Origin of the sequence: Luteimonas sp. WGS1318 (assembly GCF_043187535.1) — a bacterium.
Classification (GTDB): domain Bacteria; phylum Pseudomonadota; class Gammaproteobacteria; order Xanthomonadales; family Xanthomonadaceae; genus Luteimonas.
The window spans coordinates 927,359-946,103 of record NZ_CP171131.1; the positions used below are offsets into that span (position 1 = coordinate 927,359).

The 18,745-nt window shown below is 64.9% G+C and carries 13 protein-coding genes and 1 tRNA gene; all 14 read left to right on the plus strand.

Annotation, left to right across the window (positions count from 1 at the left end):
- Positions 1 to 41: 41 nt before the first annotated feature.
- On the plus strand, positions 42 to 1,232 hold the full coding sequence (tuf, locus tag ACF3M1_RS04155) for an elongation factor Tu (RefSeq protein WP_394004182.1): 1,191 nt from the start codon (positions 42 to 44) through the stop codon (positions 1,230 to 1,232).
- Positions 1,233 to 1,450: 218 nt separating this feature from the next.
- Positions 1,451 to 1,526 (plus strand) — tRNA-Trp (locus ACF3M1_RS04160).
- A gap of 84 nt (positions 1,527 to 1,610) precedes the next feature.
- Positions 1,611 to 1,991 (plus strand): preprotein translocase subunit SecE, encoded by a 381-nt coding sequence (gene secE, locus ACF3M1_RS04165; RefSeq protein ID WP_394004184.1) that lies wholly within the window; start codon positions 1,611 to 1,613, stop codon positions 1,989 to 1,991.
- Positions 1,992 to 2,007: 16 nt separating this feature from the next.
- Positions 2,008 to 2,580, plus strand: coding sequence for a transcription termination/antitermination protein NusG (gene nusG, locus ACF3M1_RS04170; RefSeq protein WP_394004186.1), 573 nt, complete (start codon positions 2,008 to 2,010; stop codon positions 2,578 to 2,580).
- A gap of 203 nt (positions 2,581 to 2,783) precedes the next feature.
- Positions 2,784 to 3,212, plus strand: a complete 429-nt coding sequence (gene rplK / locus ACF3M1_RS04175) for a 50S ribosomal protein L11 (protein WP_055246815.1) — start codon at positions 2,784 to 2,786, stop codon at positions 3,210 to 3,212.
- Positions 3,213 to 3,216: 4 nt separating this feature from the next.
- The gene (gene rplA, locus ACF3M1_RS04180; RefSeq protein ID WP_394004189.1) at positions 3,217 to 3,918 is read left to right on the plus strand and encodes a 50S ribosomal protein L1; all 702 of its coding nucleotides are present in this window, start codon (positions 3,217 to 3,219) and stop codon (positions 3,916 to 3,918) included.
- 369 nt (positions 3,919 to 4,287) lie between these two features.
- Positions 4,288 to 4,833 carry a 50S ribosomal protein L10 gene (gene rplJ / locus ACF3M1_RS04185; protein ID WP_394004191.1) on the plus strand — a complete coding sequence of 182 codons (546 nt, stop codon included), beginning with the start codon at positions 4,288 to 4,290 and terminating at the stop codon, positions 4,831 to 4,833.
- A 57-nt stretch (positions 4,834 to 4,890) separates the two neighbouring features.
- Positions 4,891 to 5,262 carry a 50S ribosomal protein L7/L12 gene (gene rplL, locus ACF3M1_RS04190; RefSeq protein WP_096208166.1) on the plus strand — a complete coding sequence of 124 codons (372 nt, stop codon included), beginning with the start codon at positions 4,891 to 4,893 and terminating at the stop codon, positions 5,260 to 5,262.
- Between the two features lie 234 nt (positions 5,263 to 5,496).
- The gene (gene rpoB, locus ACF3M1_RS04195; RefSeq protein WP_394004193.1) at positions 5,497 to 9,672 is read left to right on the plus strand and encodes a DNA-directed RNA polymerase subunit beta; all 4,176 of its coding nucleotides are present in this window, start codon (positions 5,497 to 5,499) and stop codon (positions 9,670 to 9,672) included.
- Between the two features lie 116 nt (positions 9,673 to 9,788).
- Positions 9,789 to 14,054: a DNA-directed RNA polymerase subunit beta' gene (gene rpoC / locus ACF3M1_RS04200; RefSeq protein WP_394004195.1), complete on the plus strand. Its 4,266-nt coding sequence runs from the start codon at positions 9,789 to 9,791 to the stop codon at positions 14,052 to 14,054.
- A gap of 254 nt (positions 14,055 to 14,308) precedes the next feature.
- Positions 14,309 to 14,683: a 30S ribosomal protein S12 gene (gene rpsL / locus ACF3M1_RS04205; protein ID WP_101924969.1), complete on the plus strand. Its 375-nt coding sequence runs from the start codon at positions 14,309 to 14,311 to the stop codon at positions 14,681 to 14,683.
- A gap of 10 nt (positions 14,684 to 14,693) precedes the next feature.
- The gene (rpsG, locus tag ACF3M1_RS04210; protein ID WP_394004198.1) at positions 14,694 to 15,161 is read left to right on the plus strand and encodes a 30S ribosomal protein S7; all 468 of its coding nucleotides are present in this window, start codon (positions 14,694 to 14,696) and stop codon (positions 15,159 to 15,161) included.
- 184 nt (positions 15,162 to 15,345) lie between these two features.
- Positions 15,346 to 17,433 (plus strand): elongation factor G, encoded by a 2,088-nt coding sequence (gene fusA / locus ACF3M1_RS04215; protein WP_394004200.1) that lies wholly within the window; start codon positions 15,346 to 15,348, stop codon positions 17,431 to 17,433.
- 97 nt (positions 17,434 to 17,530) lie between these two features.
- Positions 17,531 to 18,721: an elongation factor Tu gene (gene tuf, locus ACF3M1_RS04220; protein ID WP_394004202.1), complete on the plus strand. Its 1,191-nt coding sequence runs from the start codon at positions 17,531 to 17,533 to the stop codon at positions 18,719 to 18,721.
- Positions 18,722 to 18,745 lie beyond the last annotated feature (24 nt).

Here is an 18,745-nt window from a genome sequence, read left to right on the forward strand (position 1 = left end):
CACGCAATCACCACTTCATCAGATTTCGAGACAAGGCAGCCATGGCAAAGGGTAAGTTCGAGCGCACCAAGCCCCACGTGAACGTGGGCACGATTGGTCACGTTGACCACGGCAAGACGACGCTGACGGCGGCGCTGACGAAGATCGGTGCGGAGCGTTTCGGCGGCGAATTCAAGGCCTACGACGCGATCGACGCGGCGCCGGAAGAGAAGGCGCGTGGCATCACGATTTCGACCGCACACGTCGAATACGAAAGCCCGAACCGTCACTACGCGCACGTCGATTGCCCGGGTCACGCCGACTACGTCAAGAACATGATCACCGGTGCGGCGCAGATGGACGGCGCGATCCTGGTGTGTTCGGCCGCGGACGGCCCGATGCCGCAGACCCGCGAGCACATCCTGCTGTCGCGCCAGGTCGGCGTGCCGCACATCGTCGTGTTCCTGAACAAGGCCGACATGGTCGACGACGCCGAGCTGCTCGAGCTGGTCGAGATGGAAGTGCGCGAGCTGTTGTCGAAGTACGACTTCCCGGGCGACGACACCCCGATCATCCACGGCTCGGCCCGTCTGGCGCTGGAAGGCGACCAGAGCGAGATCGGCGTGCCGGCGATCCTGAAGCTGGTCGAGGCGCTGGACACCTTCATTCCGGAGCCGGAGCGCGACGTCGACAAGCCGTTCCTGATGCCGGTCGAAGACGTGTTCTCGATCTCGGGCCGCGGCACCGTGGTGACCGGCCGCATCGAGCGCGGCATCATCAAGGTCGGCGAGGAAATCGAGATCGTCGGTATCCGCGCCACCCAGAAGACCACGGTCACGGGCGTCGAGATGTTCCGCAAGCTGCTCGACCAGGGCCAGGCGGGCGACAACGCCGGTCTGCTGCTGCGCGGCACCAAGCGTGACGACGTCGAGCGCGGCCAGGTGCTGTGCAAGCCGGGTTCGATCAAGCCGCACACCGATTTCGAAGCCGAAGTCTACGTGCTGTCGAAGGACGAGGGCGGCCGTCACACCCCGTTCTTCAAGGGCTACCGTCCGCAGTTCTACTTCCGCACCACCGACATCACCGGTGCGGTCGAGCTGCCGGAAGGCACCGAGATGGTGATGCCGGGCGACAACGTGAAGATGGTGGTCACGCTGATCAACCCGGTGGCGATGGACGAAGGCCTGCGCTTCGCGATCCGCGAAGGCGGCCGCACCGTCGGCGCCGGCGTGGTGGCCAAGATCATCAAGTGACGCCCTGGCCCGAGCGCGCCTGGCGCGCTCGGCTGCCAAGACGTCATCCCGGCAAGCGCCGGGGTCCAGTGACTTCGGCTCTTCGGTTCGCCGGGCAGCATACAATCAAGGTCCCTGGATTCCCGCGTACGCGGGAATGACGATCCAAAGGGCGGGCCGGAACCCCGGTCCGCCTTCGCCGTCTCAGGAAGGCCTGAGTCGACGGATGTTCCATCCTTACGCCAGTAGCTCAATTGGCAGAGCAGCGGTCTCCAAAACCGCAGGTTGGGGGTTCGAGTCCCTCCTGGCGTGCCATTCGCGGATCCTCCGCGCGGGGCCTGGTGCTGCACGGCCGGGCCTGTCAACCGAGCAGTCGCCCAACCGATGAGTCGCCGGGACTTGAACAGCAGAGTGGAACATTCGAAGGGCGCGTCCTCGACGGATCTCGCCAAATACGCCGCAGCGGTGCTTCTGGTGGTGGCCGGCGTGTTCGCCTTCTACTGGTTCGAAACCCAGCTGGCGACCGTCGTGCGCAGTGTCATCGTCGCGCTCTGCATCGTCGGCGCCGCCGCGGTCTTCCTGACCACCGGCAAGGGCCACAAGACCCGGGATTTCTTCTCGGAAACCCGCTTCGAGCTGCGCAAGGTCGTCTGGCCGACGCGGCAGGAAGCGATCCGGCTGACGTGGATCGTGATCATCGCGGTCATCATCATCAGCCTGATGCTGGCCGGCTTCGACCAGGTCATCCAGTGGCTCATCCGCCTCGTTCTGAGGCAGTGACGGAGTAACGATTCAGATGGAAACCGAAGGCGTCAAGCGCTGGTACGTCGTGCATGCCTATTCCGGCTTCGAGAAGTCGGTGGCCCAGGCGCTGCGCGATCGCATCGTGCGCACTGAAATGCAGGACAAGTTCGGCGACGTGCTGGTGCCGACCGAGGAAGTGATCGAGATGCGCTCCGGCCAGAAGCGCCGTTCCGAGCGCAAGTTCTTCCCGGGCTACGTGCTCGTGCAGATCCTGACCTCGGACGAGGGCGGCATCCCGCGCATGGACAACGAGAGCTGGCACCTGGTCAAGGAAACGCCGAAGGTCATGGGTTTCATCGGCGGCACCGCCGACCGTCCGCTGCCCATCCGCGACGACGAGGCCGCCGTGATCCTGGATCGCGTGCAGGAAGGCGTCGAGAAGCCGCGTCCGAAGGTCCTGTTCGAGGCCGGCCAGATGGTCCGCGTCACCGACGGGCCGTTCAACGACTTCAACGGCGTCGTCGAGGAAGTCAACTACGAGAAGAGCCGCCTGCGCGTCGCCGTGCTGATCTTCGGCCGCTCGACTCCGGTCGAGCTGGAATTCGGGCAGGTCGAAAAGGCCTGAGCCCCGCCGCGCCGCCCGCGTGTGACGGGCGCGCGAAACCCTGCTATAGTGCGCGGCTCACTGTCTGGCCGCGCCAGGCAACCGCACAGGCCGCCGTATGGGCGGCCTTTCGCGCGAGATGGACAACGTGAATCCGGGACACGCGATTCCCGGAACGATGGGGAGCCTGAGCTCAGGCGCTTGCACCCGGAGAGAAGAAGACAATGGCGAAGAAAGTCGTCGGTTACATCAAGCTGCAGGTCAAGGCCGGTCAGGCCAACCCCTCGCCGCCGGTCGGTCCTGCGCTGGGTCAGCGCGGCCTGAACATCATGGAGTTCTGCAAGGCGTTCAACGCAGCGACCTCCAAGCTCGAGCCGGGTCTGCCGACCCCGGTCATCATCACGGCCTATTCGGACCGTACGTTCACCTTCATCACCAAGAGCACGCCGGCTTCGGTGCTGCTGAAGAAGGCGGCAGGTGTGGCCTCGGGCTCCAAGCGTCCCAACACCGAGAAGGTGGGCAAGGTGACGCGTGCGCAGCTCGAAGAAATCGCCAAGGCGAAGGAAGCCGACCTGACGGCGGCCGAGCTGGAAGCAGCAGTGCGCACCATCGCGGGCTCCGCCCGTTCGATGGGCCTGACGGTGGAGGGCTGAGACCATGGCACAGACCAAGCGACAGAAGAGCATCCAGGCCGCCGTGCAGCCGGGCAAGAGCTACGGCATCGATGACGCCCTGAAGATCGTCAAGGACAACAGCAGCGCGAAGTTCGCCGAAGCCGTGGACGTCGCCGTCCGCCTCGGCGTCGACGCGCGCAAGTCCGACCAGCAGGTGCGCGGTTCGACCGTGCTGCCCGCCGGTACCGGCAAGAGCGTCCGCGTCGCGGTGTTCGCGCCGGCCGGTGCCAAGGCCGACGAGGCCCTGGCCGCCGGTGCCGACGTCGTCGGCATGGACGACCTGGCCGAGAAGATGCAGGGCGGCGACATCAACTATGACGTCGTCATCGCCACACCGGACGCGATGCGCGTCGTCGGCAAGCTCGGCACGATCCTGGGCCCGCGCGGCCTGATGCCGAACCCGAAGGTCGGCACCGTCTCCCCGAACCCGGGCGAGGCCGTGAAGAATGCGAAGGGCGGCCAGGTCCGTTACCGCACCGACAAGGCCGGCATCATCCACTGCACGATCGGCAAGGCCGACTTCGATGCGGAGAAGCTGAAGGAAAACCTGCAGGCGCTGCTGGCCGACCTGGTGAAGGCCAAGCCGGCCACCGCCAAGGGCCAGTACCTGCAGAAGATCTCGCTGAGCTCGACGATGGGCCCGGGCGTGATCGTGGACCAGTCGTCGCTGAGCATCGCGCGCTGATTGATACGCAATAAGCGCGTCGCCCGAACAGGCGGCGCGATTTGGGGGCATCGCAGCGGACTCCGGTCCGTTGTGGCGCCGTCAAAGACCGCAGGCGCGGTCGAGACCGACGTGGCGACGGGCAGGGATGCTCGAACTGGCAGGGAGTCGCCGCCACCGATGGTCGAGAGCGCTTAATCCCGAGGTGCATGCACCGAAAGGCCTGCGTAGATGGTGATGCCTTTTCGAAGTTTTCTGGTCAGACATTCGTCCAGCCAGACAGAAAGGCCACCACCGGGATGCTCGCGCATCCCCGGCCTCCAGGATGGAAGCCGCTCAGGACCGCAAGCGGCAGGAGCCGTGAGCGGAGTTCACAATGAGGAGTGATTAATGGCTCTCAATCTGTCCCAGAAGCAGGAAGTTGTCGCCGAGCTGGCAGAAGTCGCCGCCAAGGCGCACTCCTTGATTGCCGTCGAGTACGTGGGCACCACGGTCAGTCAGATGACCGCGATGCGCAAGAAGGCTCGTGAGACCGGTGTGTACTTGCGCGTTGTCAAGAACACCCTGGCCGCACGCGCAGTGGAAGGTACCGACTACGCGTGTTCCAAGGACGCGCTGGTCGGCCCTCTGCTGTATGCGTTCTCGACCGAGGAGCCCGGCGCTGCCGGTCGCCTGATCAAGGAATTCGCCAAGACCAACGACAAGCTGGTGCCGAAGGTCGTCGTCGTCGAAGGCCAGCTGTACCCGGCCAGCCACGTCGACGTCCTGGCCTCGCTGCCGACGCTCGAGCAAGCGCTGTCCATGCTTGCCCGCGTGCTGTCCGAACCCGCTGCGATGTTCGCCCGTGCCGTCAAGGCCGTCGGCGACAAGCAGGGCGGTGGCGAAGACGCGCCGGCCGAAGCGTCTGCCGAAAGCGCGACCGAAGAGACGGCGTAAGCCCGATCTGCCGGTCCAACGAACCCCATCCCAGAAAAATTCTCAAAGGTAATCAACATGTCCCTTACCACTGAACAGATCGTCGACGCCATCGCCGAGAAGTCCCTGATGGAAGTGATGGAGCTGGTCAAGGCCATCGAAGAGAAGTTCGGCGTGTCCGCCGCCGCTCCGGTCGCCGCCGCCGCCGCTGCCGGTCCGGCCGCCGCTGCTGAAGAGCAGACCGAGTTCACCGTCGTGCTGAAGGCCGCCGGCGACAAGAAGGTCGAGGTCATCAAGGTCGTCCGCGCGATCACCGGCCTGGGCCTGAAGGAAGCCAAGGATCTGGTCGAAGGCGCACCGAAGGACGTCAAGGAAGGCGCCTCGAAGGAAGAAGCCGAGAAGATCAAGAAGGATCTCGAGGCTGCTGGCGCGACCGCCGAGCTCAAGTAAGCGACACCTTGGCATCGCAGCACATGCTGTCGATGCACCGGGGCCGGGGGCGAAAGCTCCCGGCCCTTGGTCGTTCCTGACAACCGGGGCGACCGCAGACAACTGACACCAGTTGTCAGTGGGTAGTAGCGGGAGATGGCGTGCTGGTGCCGGCAATACCAGCGACTACCCAGTGGCAGCTCATGTTCCCCCCGGACCGCGATGCGGTCCACCGATTCATCGAGGCGTACATCCATGACGACGTCCCAGCTCCAGTCGAACTACTCGTTCACCGAGAAGAAGCGCATCCGCAAGAACTTCGGCAAGCGCCGCGAGATTCTCGAGGTGCCGTTCCTGTTGGCCATCCAGGTCGACTCCTACCGCGAGTTCCTGCAGGCCGACCGCGACCCCACGCAGCGCGAGGACCGTGGCCTGCACGCCGCGCTCAAGTCGGTGTTCCCGATCGTCAGCTACAACGGCTACGCCGCGCTGGAATACGTCGGCTACAAGCTCGGCGAGCCCGGCTTCGACGAGCGCGAGTGCCGCAACCGCGGCCTCAGCTACGGCGCCCCGCTGCGCGTGACCGTGCGTCTGGTGATCTACGACCGCGAGTCGTCGTCCAAGGCCATCAAGTACGTGAAGGAGCAGGAGGTCTACATGGGCGAGATCCCGCTCATGACCGAGAACGGCACCTTCATCATCAACGGCACCGAGCGCGTCATCGTCTCGCAGCTGCACCGCTCGCCCGGCGTGTTCTTCGACCACGACCGCGGCAAGACCCACAGCTCGGGCAAGCTGCTCTACAGCGCCCGCATCATCCCGTACCGCGGTTCCTGGCTCGACTTCGAGTTCGACCCGAAGGACGCGCTGTTCACCCGTATCGACCGCCGCCGCAAGCTGCCGGTGTCGGTGCTGCTGCGCGCGCTCGGCTACAACAACGAAGAAATGCTCAACGAGTTCTTCGACATCAACAGCTACCACATCCTGCCGGAAGGCGAGGGCGTGCAGCTGGAGCTGGTGTCGGAGCGCCTGCGTGGCGAAACGCTCAACTTCGATCTGCTGGACGGTGACAAGGTCATCGTCGAGGCCGGCAAGCGCATCACTGCGCGCCACGTCAAGCAGCTCGAGGCCTCGGGCATCACCGCGCTCGCGGTGCCGGACGACTACATGGTCGGCCAGATCCTCTCGCACGACGTCATCGATCCGTCGACCGGCGAGCTCGTGGCCACCGCCAACGACGAGATCACGCTCGAGACGCTCGAAGCGCTGCGCAAGGCCGGCATCGAAGCCATCGGCACGATCTGGGTCAACGACCTCGACCGCGGCCCGTACCTGTCCAACACCCTGCGCATCGACTCGACCAAGACCCAGCTCGACGCGCTGGTCGAGATCTACCGCATGATGCGTCCCGGCGAGCCGCCGACCAAGGACGCCGCGCAGAACCTGTTCCACAACCTGTTCTTCACCTTCGAGCGCTACGACCTGTCGGGCGTGGGCCGGATGAAGTTCAACCGCCGCCTCGGCCGCAAGGAAGTCACCGGCGCGTCCGTGCTGTACGACGCCCGCTACTTCGCCGAGCGCAAGGACGAGGATTCGGTGCGTCTGCGCGGCGAGTTCGGCCAGACCTCGGACATCCTCGATGTCATCCGCGTGCTGACCGAGATCCGCAACGGTCGCGGCGTCGTCGACGACATCGATCACCTCGGCAACCGCCGCGTGCGTTCGGTCGGTGAAATGGCCGAGAACGTGTTCCGCGTGGGCCTGGTCCGCGTCGAGCGCGCCGTGCGCGAGCGCCTGACGATGGCCGAGGCCGATGGCCTGACCCCGCAGGAGCTGATCAACGCCAAGCCGGTCGCGGCTGCGGTCAAGGAATTCTTCGGCTCCTCGCAGCTGTCGCAGTTCATGGACCAGAACAACCCGCTGTCGGAAGTCACGCACAAGCGTCGCGTCTCGGCCCTGGGGCCGGGCGGTCTGACCCGCGAGCGCGCCGGCTTCGAAGTGCGCGACGTGCATCCCACGCACTACGGCCGCGTCTGCACCATCGAAACGCCGGAAGGCCCGAACATCGGCCTGATCAACTCGCTGGCGACCTTCGCACGCACCAACCGCTACGGCTTCCTCGAGACGCCGTACCGCAAGGTCGTCGACAGCCGCGTCACCGACGAGATCGAGTACCTCTCGGCGATCGAAGAGAACGACTACGTCATCGCACAGGCCAATGCCGTCCAGGACGACAAGGGCACGATGACGCAGCAGTTCGTCGACTGCCGCTTCCAGGGCGAGTCGCTGCTTAAGCCGCCGGCGGAAATCCATTACATGGACGTCTCGCCGATGCAGACCGTATCGGTCGCAGCCGCACTCGTGCCGTTCCTCGAGCACGATGACGCGAACCGCGCACTGATGGGCGCCAACATGCAGCGCCAGGCCGTCCCGACGCTGCGTGCGCAGAAGCCGCTGGTCGGTACCGGCATCGAGCGTGCCGTGGCGCGCGACTCGGGCGTGACCGTGAACGCCCGCCGTGGCGGCGTGATCGAGCAGATCGACGCCGGCCGCGTCGTGGTCAAGGTCAATGAAGAAGAGATCTCCGGCGAGCACGATGCCGGCGTCGACATCTACAACCTGATCAAGTACACGCGCTCCAACCAGAACACCTGCATCAACCAGCGTCCGCTGGTGAACGTGGGTGACGTGGTCGCGCGCGGCGACGTGCTGGCCGACGGTCCCTCGACCGACATCGGTGAGCTCGCGCTGGGCCAGAACATGCTGGTCGCGTTCATGCCGTGGAACGGCTACAACTTCGAAGACTCGATCCTGCTGTCGGAGCGCGTCGTCAAGGAAGACCGCTACACGACGATCCACATCGAGGAACTGACCGCGGTCGCCCGCGACACGAAGCTGGGTCCGGAGGAAATCTCCGCCGACATCCCGAACGTGTCCGAGAACGCGCTCAACCGTCTCGACGAATCCGGCGTGGTGTACATCGGTGCCGAAGTGCGCGCCGGCGACATCCTGGTCGGCAAGGTCACGCCGAAGGGCGAGAGCCAGCTGACCCCGGAAGAGAAGCTGCTGCGCGCGATCTTCGGTGAGAAGGCGTCCGACGTGAAGGACAGCTCGCTGCGCGTTCCGCCTGGCATGGACGGCACCGTCATCGACGTGCAGGTCTTCACCCGCGACGGCATCGAGAAGGACAAGCGCGCCAAGCAGATCGAGGAATCCGAGATCAAGCGCGTCAAGAAGGACTTCGACGACCAGTTCCGCATCCTCGAGAGCGCGATCTACGCGCGTCTGCGTTCGCAGATCCAGGGCAAGGTCGCCAACGGCGGTCCCGGCCTGAAGAAGGGCGACACGGTCAGCTCTCTCGTGCTCGACGGCATGAAGAAGTCCGACTGGTTCCAGATCCGCATGAAGGACGAGGACGCGTCGGACGCGATCGAGCGTGCGCAGAAGCAGATCGACGCGCACCAGAAGGAATTCGAGAAGCGCTTCGCCGACAAGCGCGGCAAGATCACCCAGGGCGACGACCTCGCACCGGGCGTGCTGAAGATGGTCAAGGTCTACCTGGCCGTGAAGCGCCGCATCCAGCCGGGCGACAAGATGGCCGGCCGCCACGGCAACAAGGGTGTCGTGTCGACCATCGTGCCCGTGCAGGACATGCCGTACATGGCGAACGGCAACACCGTCGACATCGTGTTGAACCCGCTCGGCGTGCCGTCGCGTATGAACATCGGCCAGATCCTCGAAGTGCACCTGGGCCTCGCGGCCAAGGGGCTCGGCGAGAAGATCCAGCGGATGCTCGACGCCCAGGCCAAGGTGGCCGAGCTGCGCAGCTTCCTCGACCAGATCTACAACCACGACAAGGCGACGTTCGCGCAGCGTGTCGACCTGTCGCAGTTCAGCGATGAGGAACTGCTCACGCTGGCCGGCAACCTGACCGACGGCGTGCCGATGGCGACCCCGGTGTTCGACGGCGCGGCGGAGTCGGAGATCAAGGCGATGCTCGAGCTGGCGGACATGCCGACCAGTGGCCAGCACCGTCTGTACGACGGCCGCACCGGCGAGACCTTCGAGCGCGAGGTGACCGTGGGCTACATGCACATGCTCAAGCTCAACCACCTGGTGGACGACAAGATGCACGCGCGTTCGACCGGTCCGTACTCGCTCGTCACCCAGCAGCCGCTGGGCGGCAAGGCGCAGTTCGGCGGTCAGCGCTTCGGCGAGATGGAAGTCTGGGCGCTGGAAGCCTACGGCGCGGCCTACACCCTGCAGGAAATGCTGACGGTGAAATCCGACGACGTGCAGGGCCGCAACCAGATGTACAAGAACATCGTCGACGGCGAGCACGAGATGGTCGCCGGCATGCCGGAGTCGTTCAACGTGCTGGTCAAGGAAATCCGTTCGCTCGCGATCAACATGGAGCTCGAGGAGCACTGAGAGCCGGGAAGGGGATTCGGAGTGCGGGATTCGAAGGCGAAACGCCTCGAACCCGATCCGCCGAATCCCCGCTCTGACGTATCCCGAATCTCGAATCCCGACTCCCGGAGAAATTTATGAAAGACCTGCTCAACCTCTTCAACCAGGCGCGCCAGATCCCGGATTTCGACGCGATCAAGATCGCGCTCGCATCGCCGGACCTGATCCGTTCGTGGTCGTTCGGCGAGGTGAAGAAGCCCGAGACGATCAACTACCGCACGTTCAAGCCCGAGCGCGACGGCCTGTTCTGCGCCGCGATCTTCGGTCCGATCAAGGACTACGAGTGCCTGTGCGGCAAGTACAAGCGCATGAAGCACCGTGGCGTCGTGTGCGAGAAGTGCGGCACCGAAGTCACGCTGGCCAAGGTGCGCCGCGAGCGCATGGGCCATATCGACCTGGCCTCGCCGGTCGCACACATCTGGTTCCTCAAGTCGCTGCCGTCGCGCATCGGCCTGATGCTGGACATGACCCTGCGTGACATCGAGCGCATCCTGTACTTCGAGGCGTTCGTCGTCACCGAGCCGGGTCTGACCCCGCTCGAGCGCAGCCAGCTGCTCAACGAAGAGCAGTACATGCAGATGCGCCAGGAACACGGCGACGACTTCGACGCCGCGATGGGCGCCGAGGCGGTCTACGACCTGCTGCGCACGATCGACCTGCAGGCCGAGATGGCCCGCCTGAAGGAAGAGATCGCCGCGACCGGTTCGGAGACCAAGCTCAAGCGTCTCACCAAGCGCATCAAGCTGGTCGAGGCCTTCCTCGAGTCGGGCAACCGTCCCGAGTGGATGATCATGACCGTGCTGCCGGTGCTGCCGCCGGACCTGCGTCCGCTGGTCCCGCTGGACGGTGGCCGCTTCGCGACCTCGGATCTCAACGATCTGTACCGCCGCGTCATCAACCGCAACAACCGCCTGCGTCGCCTGCTCGAACTCAATGCGCCCGACATCATCGTGCGCAACGAGAAGCGCATGCTGCAGGAGTCGGTGGACGCGCTGATGGACAACGGCCGCCGCGGCCGTGCGATCACCGGCACCAACAAGCGCCCGCTCAAGTCGCTCGCCGACATGATCAAGGGCAAGCAGGGTCGCTTCCGCCAGAACCTGCTGGGCAAGCGCGTCGACTACTCGGGCCGTTCGGTCATCGTGGTCGGCCCGACGCTGCGCCTGCACGAGTGTGGCCTGCCGAAGAAGATGGCGCTGGAACTGTTCAAGCCCTTCATCTTCGCCAAGCTGCAGCGCCGTGGCCTCGCCACGACGATCAAGGCCGCCAAGAAGCTCGTCGAGCGCGAAGAGGCCGAGGTGTGGGACATCCTCGAAGAGGTGATCCGCGAGCACCCGGTGCTGCTCAACCGCGCGCCGACGCTGCACCGTCTGGGCATCCAGGCGTTCGAGCCGGTGCTGATCGAAGGCAAGGCGATCCAGCTGCACCCGCTGGTGTGTACCGCGTTCAACGCCGACTTCGACGGTGACCAGATGGCGGTCCACGTGCCGCTGTCGCTGGAAGCCCAGCTCGAAGCGCGTGCGCTGATGATGGCGTCGAACAACATCCTCTCGCCGGCCAACGGCGAGCCGATCATCGTGCCGTCGCAGGACGTCGTGCTGGGTCTGTACTACATGACCCGCGCCCTGGAGAACATGCCGGGCGAAGGCATGATCTTCGCCAACATCGCCGAAGTGCGTCGCGCCTACGACAACAAGGCCGCCGGCCTGCACGCCAAGATCAAGGTCCGCATCACCCAGACCGTGATCGGCGAAGACGGCTCGCGCGACAAAGTGACCTCGATCGTCGAGACGACCGTGGGCCGTGCGCTGCTGATGGAGATCATGCCGGACGGTCTTCCGTTCGAGCTCGCCAACACCGAGCTCAACAAGAAGAACATCAGCCGCCTGATCAACTCCTGCTACCGCCGCCTGGGTCTGAAGGACACGGTCGTGTTCGCCGACAAGCTGATGTACACCGGCTTCGGCAACGCGACGCGTGCCGGTGTGTCGATCGGCATCAACGACATGACCATCCCGACCGAGAAGAAGGGCATCCTGGCCGAGGCCGAGACCGAGGTGCTGGAAATCCAGCAGCAGTACCAGTCGGGTCTGGTCACCGCCGGCGAGCGCTACAACAAGGTCGTCGACATCTGGTCGCGCACGAACGAGCGCATCGCCAAGGCGATGATGGACACGATCGGCACCGAGAAGGTCGTCAATGCCAAGGGCGAGACCATCGACCAGAAGTCGATGAACTCGCTCTACATCATGGCCGACTCCGGTGCGCGTGGTTCGCAGGCCCAGATCCGTCAGCTGGCGGGTATGCGCGGCCTGATGGCCAAGCCGGACGGCTCGATCATCGAGACGCCGATCATCGCGAACTTCCGCGAAGGCCTGAACGTCCAGGAATACTTCAACTCCACCCACGGTGCACGTAAGGGTCTGGCCGATACCGCGCTCAAGACCGCGAACTCCGGTTACCTGACCCGTCGCCTCGTCGACGTGGCCCAGGACGTGGTGATCACCGAGGTCGATTGCGGCACGCTCGACGGCCTGATGATGACCCCGATCGTCGAAGGTGGCGACGTGGTCGAGCCGCTGCGCGACCGCGTGCTGGGTCGTGTCGTGGCCGAGGACGTGTTCCTGCCGGGCAACGACGAGGATCCGATCGTCACCCGCAACACGCTGCTCGACGAGCAGTGGGTGGTGAAGCTCGAGGAAGCCGGCGTCCAGTCGATCAAGGTGCGTTCGACGATCAGCTGCGAGAGCAGCTTCGGCGTGTGCGCGATGTGCTACGGCCGTGACCTCGGTCGTGGTCACCTGGTCAACCAGGGCGAGGCGGTCGGTGTCGTCGCCGCGCAGTCGATCGGCGAGCCCGGCACGCAGCTGACCATGCGTACGTTCCACATCGGTGGTGCGGCGTCGCGTGCGGCCGCCATCGACAACGTCACGGTCAAGACCACCGGCTCGATCAAGTTCAACAACCTCAAGTTCGTCACCCACGAGAGCGGCAACCTGGTCGCGGTCTCGCGTTCGGGTGAACTCTCGGTGCTCGACGGTCACGGCCGCGAGCGCGAGCGTTACAAGCTGCCCTACGGCGCGACCATCACCGTCAAGGACGGCGACGCGATCAAGGCGGGTCAGACCGTCGCGAACTGGGATCCGCATAACCACCCGATCGTGTCGGAAGTGGCGGGCTTCATCCGCTTCATCGACTTCGTCGACGGCATCACCGTCATCGAGAAGACCGACGACCTGACCGGCCTGGCGTCGCGCGAGATCACCGATCCCAAGCGCCGCGGCTCCCAGGGCAAGGATCTGCGTCCGATCGTCCGCATCGTCGATGCCAAGGGCAACGACCTGTCGATCCCGGGCACCGACCTGCCGGCGCAGTACCTGCTGCCGCCGCGCTCGATCGTCAACCTGCAGGACGGCGACGCCGTCGGCGTGGGTGACGTGGTGACCAAGGTGCCGCAGGAAGCGTCGAAGACCCGCGACATCACCGGTGGTCTGCCGCGCGTGGCCGACCTGTTCGAAGCGCGCAAGCCGAAGGACCAGGCGATCCTCGCCGAGATCTCCGGCATCGTCAGCTTCGGCAAGGACACCAAGGGCAAGCAGCGCCTGATCATCAAGGGCACCGACGGTGTCGATCACGAAGAGCTGATCCCGAAGTACCGCCAGATCATCGTGTTCGAAGGCGAGCACGTGGAGAAGGGCGAGACGGTCGTCGACGGCGAGCCGGGTCCGCAGGACATCCTGCGTCTGAAGGGCGTCGAGGAACTCGCGTCCTACCTGACCAAGGAAATCCAGGACGTCTACCGCCTGCAGGGCGTGAAGATCAACGACAAGCACATCGAGGTGATCGTTCGCCAGATGCTGCGCAAGGTCGAGATCACCGACCAGGGCGACAGCCGCTTCCTCAATGGTGAGCAGGTCGAACGTCAGCGGGTGATCGAGGACAACGTCAAGCACAACGCGAAGAGCGAGCTGCCGGCGAAGTTCGACCCGGTGCTGCTGGGCATCACCAAGGCCTCGCTGGCGACCGAGTCGTTCATCTCGGCGGCCTCGTTCCAGGAGACCACCCGCGTTCTGACCGAGGCCGCCGTGCGCGGTACGCGTGACGGACTGCGTGGCCTGAAGGAGAACGTGATCGTGGGTCGCCTGATTCCGGCAGGTACCGGCCTGGCGTACCACACCCAGCGCCGCCGCGCGGCGTCGGGTCTGACGGATTCGGAGATGGAGACCCTCGCCGGTCCCGCCGCCGAGACCGCGCCGGTGCCCGTGCCCGTGCCGCCGGAGCAGGTGATGCTCGAGGACGTGCCGGCCACCCCGGTGGCTGACAACGACGACAACGCAGGTTAAGATAGACCTCTTTGGCGGCCCCACGTGGGCCGCCCAGACTCCGAAATGAGGCGCAGGATGCGGCTCGTATTCGGTCCAGGACGGACGGGACGCAGTTATGTCGGGCTGTGCCACATGTGGCCGGCCGGCGGCGGTATCAGCTCGCGTTGACGCATTCCGTCGGCGCGGGCTATACTTTTTCGTCTGGCAGACGGTTTTCCGTCTGCCTTCGTTTTCACCGGGCTCCGGCCCGAAACCACAGAACCCGAGACCTGATGGCAACGATCAACCAGCTGGTGCGGAAGCCGCGCAGCCCCGAAACCTACAAGAGCACGTCGCCTGCCCTGGCGAATTGCCCGCAGCGCCGTGGCGTCTGCACCCGCGTGTACACCACGACGCCGAAGAAGCCGAACTCGGCGCTTCGCAAGGTCGCCAAGGTGCGCCTGACCAACGGGTACGAAGTCATTTCGTACATCGGCGGCGAAGGCCACAACCTGCAGGAGCACAGCGTGGTGCTGATCCGCGGCGGTCGCGTCAAGGACCTCCCGGGCGTGCGTTACCACACCGTGCGCGGTTCGCTCGACGCCTCCGGCGTTGCGAAGCGCAAGCAGAGCCGTTCGAAGTACGGCACCAAGCGTCCGAAGGGCTGAGGAATAGACAATGTCGCGTAAAGGAAACACCCCGCAGCGTTCGGTGCTGCCCGACCCGAAGCACCACAGCGACACGATCGCTCGCTTCATCAACATGGTCATGAAGAGTGGCAAGAAGTCGATCGCCGAGAAGATCGTCTACGGTGCCATGGACGTCATCAGCGAGAAGAACGGCAACCCGCTCGAGCTCGTCGAGAAGGCGCTGAGCAACATCTCGCCGGCCGTCGAAGTGAAGTCGCGCCGCGTCGGTGGTGCGACGTACCAGGTGCCGGTCGAGGTGCGTTCGTCGCGCCGCATGGCGCTGGCGATGCGCTGGCTGATCGAGTCGGCGCGCAAGCGCGGCGAGAACAGCATGCCGCGCAAGCTGGCCGCCGAGCTGATCGACGCTTCGGAAAACCGTGGTGGCGCGATCAAGAAGCGCGAAGAGACCCACCGCATGGCCGACGCCAACAAGGCGTTCGCGCACTACCGCTGGTAAGCGGACCCGCGGGCTCCGGTTGATTCCGGAGCCCGTCGGCACCATCTCAGGTGCCTCCAGGCGGTCACACACCGCACGCAGGATCCGAAGGCCGCCGCAAGGCGGCATTCGTCCATTCAAGCGATTCCATCGCGAATGTTCCGCGTTTCAGACGGGACTTCGCCATTCAATACGAGAGACTGACGTGGCTCGCACGACTCCCATCGAACGCTACCGCAACTTCGGCATCATGGCCCACATCGATGCCGGCAAGACCACGACCTCCGAGCGCATCCTGTTCTACACCGGCGTCAGCCACAAGATCGGTGAAGTGCACGATGGCGCGGCCACCATGGACTGGATGGAGCAGGAGCAGGAGCGCGGCATCACCATCACCTCGGCGGCCACCACGGCGTTCTGGAAGGGCATGGACAAGTCGCTGCCCGAGCACCGCTTCAACATCATCGACACCCCCGGCCACGTCGACTTCACGATCGAAGTCGAGCGTTCCCTGCGCGTGCTCGACGGCGCGGTGTTCGTGCTGTGTGCGGTCGGTGGCGTGCAGCCGCAGTCCGAGACCGTGTGGCGCCAGGCCAACAAGTACCAGGTGCCGCGCCTTGCATTCGTCAACAAGATGGACCGCACGGGTGCCAACTTCGACAAGGTCGTCGAGCAGCTGAAGTCGCGCCTGGGCGCGTACGCGGTGCCGATGCAGGTGCCGATCGGCGCCGAGGACGGCTTCGAGGGCGTCGTCGATCTGCTCAAGATGAAGGCCATCCACTGGGATACCGCGTCGCAGGGCACGGTGTTCGAGTACCGCGACATCCCGGCTGATCTGGCTGACCGGGCCGCCGAGGCCCGCAGCTTTATGGTCGAGGCTGCGGCCGAAGCCAACGAAACGCTGATGGACAAGTACCTCAACGAGGGCGACCTGTCCGAGGGCGAGATCGTTGCCGGTCTGCGCGAGCGCACGCTGAAGGTCGAGATCGTGCCGGTGTTCTGCGGCACGGCGTTCAAGAACAAGGGCGTCCAGGCGATGCTCGACGGCGTGATCCAGCTGCTGCCGTCGCCGGCGGACCGTCCGCCGGTGCAGGGCATCGACGACCGCGAGAACGAAGACACCCGCACCGCGGACGACAAGGCCCCGTTCTCGGCGCTGGCGTTCAAGATCATGACCGACCCGTTCGTGGGTTCGTTGACGTTCTTCCGCGTCTACTCGGGCGTGCTCAACTCCGGCGACCAGGTCTACAACCCGGTCAAGTCGAAGAAGGAGCGCGTGGGTCGCATCCTGCAGATGCACTCCAACAACCGCGAAGAGATCAAGGAAGTGCGCGCGGGCGACATCGCCGCCGCGGTCGGCCTGAAGGACGTGACCACGGGTGACACGCTGTGCGCCCAGGACCACATCATCACGCTCGAGCGCATGATCTTCCCGGAGCCCGTCATCTCGATGGCGGTCGAGCCGAAGACCAAGTCCGACCAGGAGAAGATGGGCCTCGCGCTCGGTCGCCTGGCGCAGGAGGATCCGTCCTTCCGCGTGCGCACCGACGAGGAATCCGGCCAGACCATCATCGCCGGCATGGGCGAGCTGCACCTGGACATCATCGTTGACCGCATGAAGCGCGAGTTCAACGTCGAGGCCAACGTCGGCAAGCCGCAGGTCGCGTACCGCGAGACGATTCGCAAGTCGGTCAAGGCTGAAGGCAAGTTCGTGCGCCAGTCCGGTGGTAAGGGTCAGTTCGGCCACGTGTGGCTGGAGCTGTCGCCGCAGGAAAGCGGTACCGGCTACGAGTTCGAGAACGCGGTCGTCGGCGGCGTCGTGCCGAAGGAATACATCCCGGCGGTCGACAAGGGCATCCAGGAAGTGCTGGCCAACGGCATCATGGCGGGCTACCCGATCGTCGACGTCAAGGTGAAGCTGGTCGACGGCTCGTACCACGAGGTCGACTCCTCCGAAATGGCGTTCAAGATCGCCGGCTCGATGGGCTTCAAGGAAGGCTTCAACCGCGCCAGCCCGGTGCTGCTCGAGCCGATCATGAAGGTCGAGATCGTCACGCCCGAGGATTACCTCGGTGACGTGATGGGCGACGTCAGCCGTCGTCGCGGCATCCTGCAGGGTCAGGACGACAGCCCGTCGGGCAAGATCATCAACGCGATGATCCCGCTGGGCGAAATGTTCGGCTACGCGACCACGCTGCGCTCGATGTCCCAGGGCCGTGCGACGTTCTCGATGGAGTTCGATCACTACGCCGAGGCCCCGGCCAACATCGCCGAGACCGTCACCAAGAAGTAAGTCGTGATTCGTGGTTCGGAGCCCGTGTTCGCATGATCGCGGGCTCCGTCTGACTCGAATCACCAATCACCAATCACGAATCACAGAGGTTACAACCATGGCAAAGGGTAAGTTCGAGCGCACCAAGCCCCACGTGAACGTGGGCACGATTGGTCACGTTGACCACGGCAAGACGACGCTGACCGCGGCGCTGACGAAGATCGGTGCGGAGCGTTTCGGCGGCGAATTCAAGGCCTACGACGCGATCGACGCGGCGCCGGAAGAGAAGGCGCGTGGCATCACGATTTCGACCGCACACGTCGAATACGAAAGCCCGAACCGTCACTACGCGCACGTCGACTGCCCGGGTCACGCCGACTACGTCAAGAACATGATCACCGGTGCGGCGCAGATGGACGGCGCGATCCTGGTGTGTTCGGCCGCGGACGGCCCGATGCCGCAGACCCGCGAGCACATCCTGCTGTCGCGCCAGGTCGGCGTGCCGCACATCGTCGTGTTCCTGAACAAGGCCGACATGGTCGACGACGCCGAGCTGCTCGAGCTGGTCGAGATGGAAGTGCGCGAGCTGTTGTCGAAGTACGACTTCCCGGGCGACGACACCCCGATCATCCACGGCTCGGCCCGTCTGGCGCTGGAAGGCGACCAGAGCGACATCGGCGTGCCGGCGATCCTGAAGCTGGTCGAGGCGCTGGACACGTTCATTCCGGAGCCGGAGCGCGACGTCGACAAGCCGTTCCTGATGCCGGTCGAAGACGTGTTCTCGATCTCGGGCCGCGGCACCGTGGTGACCGGTCGCATCGAGCGCGGCATCATCAAGGTCGGTGAGGAAATCGAGATCGTCGGTATCCGCGCCACCCAGAAGACCACGGTCACGGGCGTCGAGATGTTCCGCAAGCTGCTCGACCAGGGCCAGGCGGGCGACAACGCCGGTCTGCTGCTGCGCGGCACCAAGCGTGACGACGTCGAGCGCGGCCAGGTGCTGTGCAAGCCGGGTTCGATCAAGCCGCACACCGATTTCGAAGCCGAAGTTTACGTGCTGTCGAAGGACGAGGGCGGCCGTCACACCCCGTTCTTCAAGGGCTACCGTCCGCAGTTCTACTTCCGCACCACCGACATCACCGGTGCAGTCGAGCTGCCGGAAGGCACCGAGATGGTGATGCCGGGCGACAACGTGAAGATGGTGGTCACGCTGATCAACCCGGTGGCGATGGACGAAGGCCTGCGCTTCGCGATCCGCGAAGGCGGCCGCACCGTCGGCGCCGGCGTGGTGGCCAAGATCATCAAGTGACGTATTGGCCCGAGCGCGCCTAGC

Coding starts and splice junctions, on each gene's coding strand:
- rpoB (WP_394004193.1), top strand. CDS start 5,497: ATGACGACGTCCCAGCTCCAGTCGAACTACTCGTTCACCGAGAAGAAG.
- nusG (WP_394004186.1), top strand. CDS start 2,008: ATGGAAACCGAAGGCGTCAAGCGCTGGTACGTCGTGCATGCCTATTCC.
- rplL (WP_096208166.1), top strand. CDS start 4,891: ATGTCCCTTACCACTGAACAGATCGTCGACGCCATCGCCGAGAAGTCC.
- rpoC (WP_394004195.1), top strand. CDS start 9,789: ATGAAAGACCTGCTCAACCTCTTCAACCAGGCGCGCCAGATCCCGGAT.
- rplK (WP_055246815.1), top strand. CDS start 2,784: ATGGCGAAGAAAGTCGTCGGTTACATCAAGCTGCAGGTCAAGGCCGGT.
- tuf (WP_394004202.1), top strand. CDS start 17,531: ATGGCAAAGGGTAAGTTCGAGCGCACCAAGCCCCACGTGAACGTGGGC.
- rplJ (WP_394004191.1), top strand. CDS start 4,288: ATGGCTCTCAATCTGTCCCAGAAGCAGGAAGTTGTCGCCGAGCTGGCA.
- rpsL (WP_101924969.1), top strand. CDS start 14,309: ATGGCAACGATCAACCAGCTGGTGCGGAAGCCGCGCAGCCCCGAAACC.
- rplA (WP_394004189.1), top strand. CDS start 3,217: ATGGCACAGACCAAGCGACAGAAGAGCATCCAGGCCGCCGTGCAGCCG.
- tuf (WP_394004182.1), top strand. CDS start 42: ATGGCAAAGGGTAAGTTCGAGCGCACCAAGCCCCACGTGAACGTGGGC.
- rpsG (WP_394004198.1), top strand. CDS start 14,694: ATGTCGCGTAAAGGAAACACCCCGCAGCGTTCGGTGCTGCCCGACCCG.